Below are 8,062 nucleotides of genomic sequence, written 5' to 3' on the forward strand. Positions count from 1 at the left end.
CTACGTGGAGTGAGCGGTGGGGTCTATCCACCGCTCATCCGACATCCATTTATCCTGTAGGAGCCGGCTTGCCGTCGATGAGGCCCGCCAATATTGCGATGTTCTCAGTGACGCCATCGCCGGCAAGCCGGCTCCTACAGGGTGGGGTTACCAGGGAATGGTCTGGCCCTTGTAGTTGACGAAATGATGGCCGCCCTTGCCGGTGTAGGCGTTCACTTGGGCAATCAGGCCGCGCACGCTGGTCTCCACGTCCAGGTCGGCCCCTTCGCCGCCCATATCGGTCTTGACCCAGCCCGGATGCAACGACAGGACGGTCAGTTTCTGCTCGCCCAATTGCGACACGAAGCTGTTGGTCATGGAGTTCAGGGCGGCCTTGCTGGCCTTGTACAGCGCAAGGTCTGGTGCGTCGGGCATGGTCACGCTGCCCAGCACCGAGCTCATGAACGCCAGTACGCCGCTGCCCTGGCGAATCTGCGGGGCAAAGCGTTGAGCCAGGTTGATCGGCGCCACGGCATTGGTGAAAAACAGTTGGCCGACTTCGGCCTGGGTCGCGTGGCCCGGGGTCTGGTTGGCCGGGCCCTTGACGCCGGCGTTGACGAACAGCAGGTCGAAGGTCTGGGTTTTCAGGCGCTGGTTCAAGGCGATGACGGCCTGTTGGTCGTCCATGTCCAGTTGCTCGATCTGTACCGGGCCCAGGTTTTTAAGGGCGTCGGCTTTTTGCGGGTTGCGCACGGTGGCGGTGACTTGCCAGCCATCAGCCAGCAATTGCTTGACCAGGCCAAGGCCCAGCCCGCGCGAGGCGCCGATGATCAGTGCGGTTTTTGGCGTAGACATGAAGGCTTCCTTTGGCGTCGGAGTTTAGTGAACAACCTTATCAGGTTCAGCGTTGTAGCAGGATTCGTCCGCGGCTCAGGTCGGCCAACTGCGTTTGCAGGGTGTCGATATGGGCTTCGCCGAGTGCCAGTTGCAGCTCCACGCCGTTGGCGGTGAAGGTTTCTTCCACCACCAGGCCACCCAGTTCGGCGACACGCAGCTTTACCAGCGTCAACTCGGCAAAGCCGCAGGCGCAACTCAAGGGCACGCGGCTGATCAGTTCGACCCGTTCGGCGTTTTGCAGGCATTTATTCGCGCCGCCCCCATAGGCCCGGGCCAGGCCACCGGTACCCAGTTGGATACCGCCATACCAGCGGACCACCAGCACCACGACCTGGTCAAACCCCTGGGCCTCGATGGCGGCCAGGATCGGCCGCCCGGCGGTGCCGCCGGGTTCACCGTCGTCGTTGCTGCGGTATTGCCCACCGAGTTTCCAGGCCCAGCAGTTATGCGTGGCGTTGAGGTCGCTGTGCTGCTCGATAAACGCCTGGGCGTCCTGCGGGCTGGTAATCGGTGCGGCATAGGTGATGAAGCGGCTTTTGCGGATTTCTTCGCGAAATTCGCAAAAGCCCGTAAGGGTGAAAGGCATTGGATCGCTTCGTTCAGAGGGCAGGCTTGATGCCACAGCCCTTGAGAATAATGTGGATAAGGTTGCTGCCGGCGTCTTCCATGTCCTGCTTGGTCAGCTTGGTGCGACCGGTCACGCGGCAGATCTGGGTCGCGAAGTCAGCGTAGTGCTGGGTGCTGCCCCACAGCAGGAAGATCAAGTGTACCGGATCCACGGGGTCCATCTTGCCGGCATCGATCCAGGCCTGGAATACCGCAGCCCGGCCGCTGAACCAGGCGCGGTAGTCCTGGCTGAAATATTCGGTAAGGCATTCGCCGCCGCTGATGATCTCCATGGCGAAGATCCGCGAAGCCTGGGGCTGGCGCCGCGAGTATTCCATCTTGGTGCGGATATAGCGGGTCAGCGCCTCGGCGGGATCATCCTCGGCGGTCAGGGTGTTGAAGGTGCTGTCCCACAGTTCGAGGATATTGCTCAGTACCGCGATGTACAGCCCCAGCTTATTGGTGAAGTAATAATGCAGGTTGGCCTTCGGTAGCCCGGCGCTCGCGGCGATGGTGTTCATGCTGGTGCCTTTGTAGCCATGCCGGGCGAATTCGTCTTCAGCGGCCTGGATGATCGCTTGTTCGTTCTTTTGCCGAATGCGGCTGGCGGGTTTTCCGGCGTGGCTGTTGTGGGCAGGAACTTCGAGGCTCATGGAGGTTTCCGTGCAGATCGATGAATGCGATTGCTGCACAGATAACCCACCCTCAAGCCTCAGACAAGTCCCGATACGATAAAAGCGTCAAAGCGGTTCCAGCGTGTCGTTTTCCACGAGTGGATTTGCGGCAGGCGTTGTCGCCTTGGATTCCGGCAGGATCAGGCACAACACAATCGCCGTCAGCCCGCCGCTGGTGATGGCTGAATCGAACAGGTTTTGCACCAGGGTTGGCATCAGGTGTAACAGGTTCGGTTGCGCGGCGATGCCCAGGCCGACCCCAAACGAGGTGGCGATGATCAGCATGCTGCGGCGGTCCAGCGGGGCTTGGGCCAGGATGCGCACGCCGGCGGCGGCCACGCTGCCGAACATCACCAGGGTCGCGCCGCCGAGCACCGGCTTGGGGATTTGCTGCAATACCGCGCCAATCATTGGAAACAGCCCGAGGCAAAACAGCACTACGCCGATGTACAGGCCCACATAGCGGCTGGCGACGCCGGTCAACTGGATCACGCCGTTGTTCTGGGCAAAGGTGGTGTTGGGGAACGCGCTGAAAGTGGCGGCGATCATGCAACTGACGCCATCCCCCAGCACGCCGCCCTTGAGCCGGCTTATATAGGAAGGGCCGCTGATGGGCTGGCGGGCGATCATGCAGTTGGCGGTGAGGTCGCCCACGGTTTCGATGCTGCTGATCAGATAAATCAGCGCGACCGGCAGGAAAGCGCTCCAGTCGAAGCTGAAGCCAAAATGGAACGGCGTCGGCAGGCTGATCAAGGGCAGGTCGGGCAGGGGCTGGGGCACCAGCTTGCCGCTGAACCAGGCGGCGAGGCTGCCCAATAGCAGGCCGATGATGATTGCGCTCAGGCGTACCCACGGCGTATTCGAGCGATTGAGCAGGATAATCGTCAGCACCACGAACAGGCCCAGGGCCAGGTTGGTCGGAGCGCCAAAGTCCGGCGCATTGAAGCCGCCGCCCAGGTCGGTGATGCCCACCTTGATCAGGCTGATGCCAATCAGGGTAATCACAATCCCGGTTACCAGCGGCGTGATGACCCGGCGCAGTTGGCCGATAAAACGGCTCAACACGACCTGCACCAGCGCGCCGAAAAAGCACACGCCAAAGATCATCGCCAGGATGTCTTCCGGGCTGCCGCCGCGCTGCTTGACCAGGAAACCCGCCGATAACACTGCGCCGAGAAAGGCAAAGCTGGTGCCTTGCAGGCAGATCATCCCCGCGCCAATTCCAAACGGCCTACGGGCCTGGATGAAGGTGCCGACACCGGAAACCATCAACGCCATGCTGATCAAGTAGGGCAGGTGGGCGGCCAGGCCCAGGGTCGAGCCGATTATCAGAGGCGGGGTGATGATGCCGACGAAGCTGGCGAGCACATGTTGCAGGGCCGCGAGCAATGCGGGCAGTGGTTTGGGACGGTCGTTGAGGCCGTAGATCAGGTCGCTGGCGCTGGAGGATTCTGGTGGCATGGCATGTGGACTCGGGGCTGACGGTTCATGGTCCCTGTGCCTTGCAAAAAGCTGTCCACTTGCTCAGGTTTTGTGTGGGGCCCGTATCAGCGGGTCGCGGCCAGGCTGTCGAGAAAGCTTTCCAGCACCAAATGGGGGCGGCGGCCCTTGCGGGTGACCGAAGCCAGGCTTAAATCGTAAAAACGTGTAGGCGGTTTCAGCGCACGCAGTCGGTCTTGTTGCACCCACAGGCTGGCGTAGTGGTCGGGCAGGTAGCCGATATAGCGCCCCGTGAGGATCAGGAAGGCCATGCCTTCGCGGTCGGAAGCGCTGGCGGTGCAGTTGAGCGCCTGATAATGGGCCTGGATATCGGCGGGCAGGCGGAAGGTTGGTGCGATGGCGTCCTGGCTATTGATGCGGTGGTCGTCCAGTTGCTTGTCGTCCGCATAAAACAGCGGATGGCCCACCGCGCAGTAGAGCAGCGAACGCTCGCTGTACAGGGGTTGGTACTCCAGGCCCGACAGTGCGCTGGCCTGGGGCACCACGCCGACATGCAGGCGCCCGTCGAGCACACCTTGTTCCACTTCGTTGGGGGCGATCATGCGGATCTGGATCTGCACGTCCGGGCCGCGTTCTTTCAACTGCGCCAGGGCATGGGTGATGCGCATATGGGGCAGGGTCACCAGGTTGTCGGTCAGGCCGATGATCAGTTCGCCGCGCAGGTGCTGGTGCAGGCCGTTGACCTCGGTGCGGAAACTCTCCAGCGCACTTAATAGTTGCAGTGCGGACTGGTAGACCTCGCGACCTTCTTCCGTCAGAGAGAAACCGGCGCGCCCGCGCTGGCACAGGCGCAGGCCCAGGCGCTGTTCGAGGTCGCTCATTTGCTGGCTGATGGCCGAACGGCCGATGCCCAGCACGGTTTCCGCCGCCGAGAAGCCTCCGCACTCCACCACACTGCGGAAGATGCGCAACAGGCGGATATCGAAGTCGCTGACTTGGGCTAGCGGGTCGGGTCGACGGCTGCTCATAGTTTAGTGAATGCCTGACTGAAGGTTAGAAGAGTTGCATTTCCTAGACTTTATCCCCGTGGCAATTTAGCTGCAACAACGCTTTTCAATCCCGACGCTGCCTTTTGCCCTGCGAGGTTTTGCTGATGAACATGCCCGAAAACGCCCCATCCACCCTGGCCAGCCAATTGAAGCTGGATGCCCACTGGATGCCTTACACCGCCAACCGTAACTTCCAGCGCGACCCACGCCTGATCGTGGGTGCCGAAGGCAGTTGGTTGATCGATGACAAGGGGCGTCGGGTCTATGACTCGCTGTCGGGGCTGTGGACCTGCGGCGCAGGGCACACGCGCAAGGAAATCCAGGAAGCGGTCGCCAAGCAACTGGGCACCCTGGACTACTCGCCAGGCTTCCAATACGGTCATCCTTTGTCCTTCCAGTTGGCAGAAAAGATTACCGACCTGACCCCAGGCAACCTGAATCATGTGTTTTTCACTGACTCCGGCTCCGAGTGCGCCGACACGGCGGTGAAGATGGTGCGTGCGTACTGGCGCCTAAAGGGCCAGGCAACCAAGACCAAGATGATCGGCCGCGCCCGTGGTTATCACGGGGTGAACATCGCCGGTACCAGCCTGGGCGGCGTCAACGGCAACCGTAAGATTTTTGGCCAGGCGATGATGGATGTTGATCACCTGCCCCATACCCTGCTGGCCAGTAATGCCTTCTCCCGCGGCATGCCGGAGTTGGGCGGTATTGCCCTGGCTGACGAGTTGCTCAAGCTGATCGAGTTGCATGATGCTTCGAACATCGCTGCGGTGTTCGTCGAGCCGATGGCAGGCTCGGCTGGCGTGCTCGTACCACCCCAGGGCTACCTCAAGCGCCTGCGTGAAATCTGTGACCAGCACAACATCCTGCTGGTGTTCGACGAAGTGATTACCGGCTTTGGCCGGACCGGCTCGATGTTTGGTGCCGATAGCTTCGGTGTGACGCCGGACCTGATGTGCATCGCCAAGCAAGTCACCAACGGGGCGATTCCGATGGGTGCGGTGATTGCCAGCAGCGAGATCTATCAGACATTCATGAACCAGGCGACGCCTGAGTACGCGGTGGAATTCCCACACGGCTATACCTACTCGGCACACCCGGTAGCTTGCGCAGCCGGGTTGGCGGCATTGGATCTGTTGCAGAAGGAAAACCTGGTGCAGAGCGTGGCCGAAGTCGCGCCGCACTTTGAGAATGCGCTGCATGGCCTCAAGGGCAGCAAGAATGTGATCGACATTCGTAACTACGGCCTGGCCGGTGCGATCCAGATTGCACCGCGTGATGGGGACGCCATCGTGCGCCCATTCGAAGCAGGCATGGCGTTGTGGAAGGCCGGGTTCTATGTGCGTTTTGGCGGCGACACCCTGCAGTTCGGCCCAACCTTCAACAGCAAGCCGCAGGACCTGGATCGCTTGTTCGATGCGGTCGGCGAAGTGCTGAACACGATCGACTGATTTCTCCTTCTATATAGAACAACTGTCGGGCGCGACGCGTGTCGCGCCTGTGGACAACTTTTCAGGAGCCTTGCATGAGCCTTATCCAGCATTTGATCAACGGCGAACTGGTTAACGATAGCGGTCGTAGCGCCGACGTCTACAACCCATCTACTGGCCAGGTGATTCACCAGGTGCCATTGGCCAGCCGTGAAACCATTCAACAGGCGATCGACTCGGCCAAGGCGGCATTCCCGGCCTGGCGCAATACGCCACCGGCCAAGCGTGCCCAGGTGATGTTTCGTTTCAAGCAATTGCTGGAGCAGAACGAAGCCCGCATCTCGCAGTTGATCAGCGAAGAGCATGGCAAGACCCTGGAAGACGCCGCCGGTGAGTTGAAGCGCGGTATCGAAAACGTTGAGTACGCATGCTCGGCGCCGGAAATCCTCAAGGGCGAGTACAGCCGTAACGTCGGCCCGAACATTGATGCCTGGTCCGACTTCCAGCCGCTGGGTGTGGTGGCGGGTATTACACCGTTCAACTTCCCGGCCATGGTGCCGCTGTGGATGTATCCGCTGGCCATCGTCTGCGGTAACTGCTTCATCCTCAAGCCATCGGAGCGCGACCCAAGCTCGACGCTGTTGATTGCGCAGTTGCTGCAGGAAGCCGGTTTGCCCAAAGGCGTGTTGAGCGTGGTGCATGGTGACAAGGGCGCGGTGGATGCGCTGATCGAGGCGCCTGAGGTCAAGGCCTTGAGTTTTGTCGGTTCGACGCCGATTGCCGAGTACATCTATTCCGAAGCGACCAAGCGCGGCAAGCGTGTACAGGCGCTGGGCGGGGCGAAGAACCATGCGGTGCTGATGCCGGATGCGGACCTGGACAACGCGGTCAGTGCCTTGATGGGCGCAGCCTACGGTTCCTGCGGCGAGCGTTGCATGGCAATCTCGGTGGCGGTCTGTGTGGGTGACCAGGTGGCGGATGCATTGATCGCCAAGCTGGTACCGCAGATCAAGGCGCTGAAGATTGGTGCGGGTACTTCCTGTGGCCTGGACATGGGGCCGTTGGTTTCTGCGCAGGCGCGGGACAAGGTCAGCGGCTATATAGAAGACGGTGTGTCTTCGGGTGCTGAGCTGGTGGTCGATGGGCGTGGCTTGAGCGTTAGCGGTCATGAGGACGGCTTCTTCCTCGGTGGCTGCCTGTTTGATCGCGTGACGCCGCAGATGCGCATCTATAAGGAAGAGATCTTTGGCCCAGTGCTGTGCATCGTCCGGGTGAACAGCCTGGAAGCGGCGATGCAACTGATCAATGATCACGAATATGGCAACGGCACCTGCATCTTTACCCGTGACGGTGAGGCGGCGCGCCTGTTCTGTGACGAGATTGAAGTAGGCATGGTAGGGGTTAACGTGCCATTGCCAGTGCCGGTGGCTTATCACAGCTTCGGCGGCTGGAAGCGTTCGCTGTTTGGCGACTTGCACGCCTATGGACCGGATGGGGTGCGTTTCTATACCCGTCGCAAGGCGATCACCCAGCGCTGGCCGCAGCGTGCCAGCCATGAGGCGTCGCAGTTCGCGTTCCCTAGTTTGTAAGGTTGGATGAGCAGAAGGCCGGCCCCTTGGGGCCGGCCTTTGCGTTTTCGGGGCTTTTTTGACCGATATGACAGAATTGTGAAAGTAACGGTTGACGGCGATTTATATCTGTCTATAATTCGCCCCACTTCCGCCGCAGTCGAAACGGAAAACTCCTTGGTAAACAAAGAGTTATGTGGTTTTCGGCAGCAGGTTGCTTCAGTTCATCGAAGCCAAAAGGAAGTTGAAAAAGAGGTGTTGACAGCAGCGTGTAACGCTGTAGAATTCGCCTCCCGCTGACGAGAGATCGAAAGCGCAAGTGGTTGAAGTTGTTGAGGAAAACCTCGAAAGCTTCTGAAAATAATCACTTGACAGCAAATGAGGCTGCTGTAGAATGCGCGCCTCGGTTGAGACGA

The 8,062-nt window shown here is 60.3% G+C and carries 7 protein-coding genes; 2 read left to right on the forward strand and 5 right to left on the reverse strand.

Features of this window, described 5'->3' with window-relative positions; translation table 11 throughout:
• Positions 1–147: 147 nt before the first annotated feature.
• The 5 genes from HBO05_RS11410 to HBO05_RS11430 form a co-directional block, all read right to left on the reverse strand.
• Positions 148–834: an SDR family oxidoreductase gene (locus HBO05_RS11410; protein ID WP_169957148.1), complete on the reverse strand. Its 687-nt coding sequence runs from the start codon at positions 832–834 to the stop codon at positions 148–150.
• A 46-nt stretch (positions 835–880) separates the two neighbouring features.
• Positions 881–1,462 (reverse strand): YigZ family protein, encoded by a 582-nt coding sequence (locus HBO05_RS11415; RefSeq protein WP_169957150.1) that lies wholly within the window; start codon positions 1,460–1,462, stop codon positions 881–883.
• A 13-nt stretch (positions 1,463–1,475) separates the two neighbouring features.
• Entirely contained in the window at positions 1,476–2,135 is a 660-nt protein-coding gene (locus HBO05_RS11420) for a TetR/AcrR family transcriptional regulator (protein ID WP_169957152.1), read from the reverse strand.
• 87 nt (positions 2,136–2,222) lie between these two features.
• Complete coding sequence (locus HBO05_RS11425; RefSeq protein ID WP_170058655.1) at positions 2,223–3,617, reverse strand: nucleobase:cation symporter-2 family protein; 1,395 nt, start codon at positions 3,615–3,617, stop codon at positions 2,223–2,225.
• Between the two features lie 86 nt (positions 3,618–3,703).
• Positions 3,704–4,624, reverse strand: coding sequence for a LysR family transcriptional regulator (locus HBO05_RS11430; protein WP_172312670.1), 921 nt, complete (start codon positions 4,622–4,624; stop codon positions 3,704–3,706).
• Between the two features lie 125 nt (positions 4,625–4,749).
• Here HBO05_RS11430 and HBO05_RS11435 point away from each other — a divergent pair, with 125 nt between their 5' ends.
• The gene (locus tag HBO05_RS11435; RefSeq protein ID WP_169957156.1) at positions 4,750–6,099 is read left to right on the forward strand and encodes an aspartate aminotransferase family protein; all 1,350 of its coding nucleotides are present in this window, start codon (positions 4,750–4,752) and stop codon (positions 6,097–6,099) included.
• Positions 6,100–6,173: 74 nt separating this feature from the next.
• Entirely contained in the window at positions 6,174–7,667 is a 1,494-nt protein-coding gene (locus tag HBO05_RS11440; RefSeq protein ID WP_170042556.1) for a CoA-acylating methylmalonate-semialdehyde dehydrogenase, read from the forward strand.
• The last annotated feature ends 395 nt before the right edge of the window (positions 7,668–8,062 follow it).

Origin of the sequence: Pseudomonas sp. WS 5079, from assembly GCF_012985465.1 — a bacterium.
Lineage (GTDB): Bacteria > Pseudomonadota > Gammaproteobacteria > Pseudomonadales > Pseudomonadaceae > Aquipseudomonas.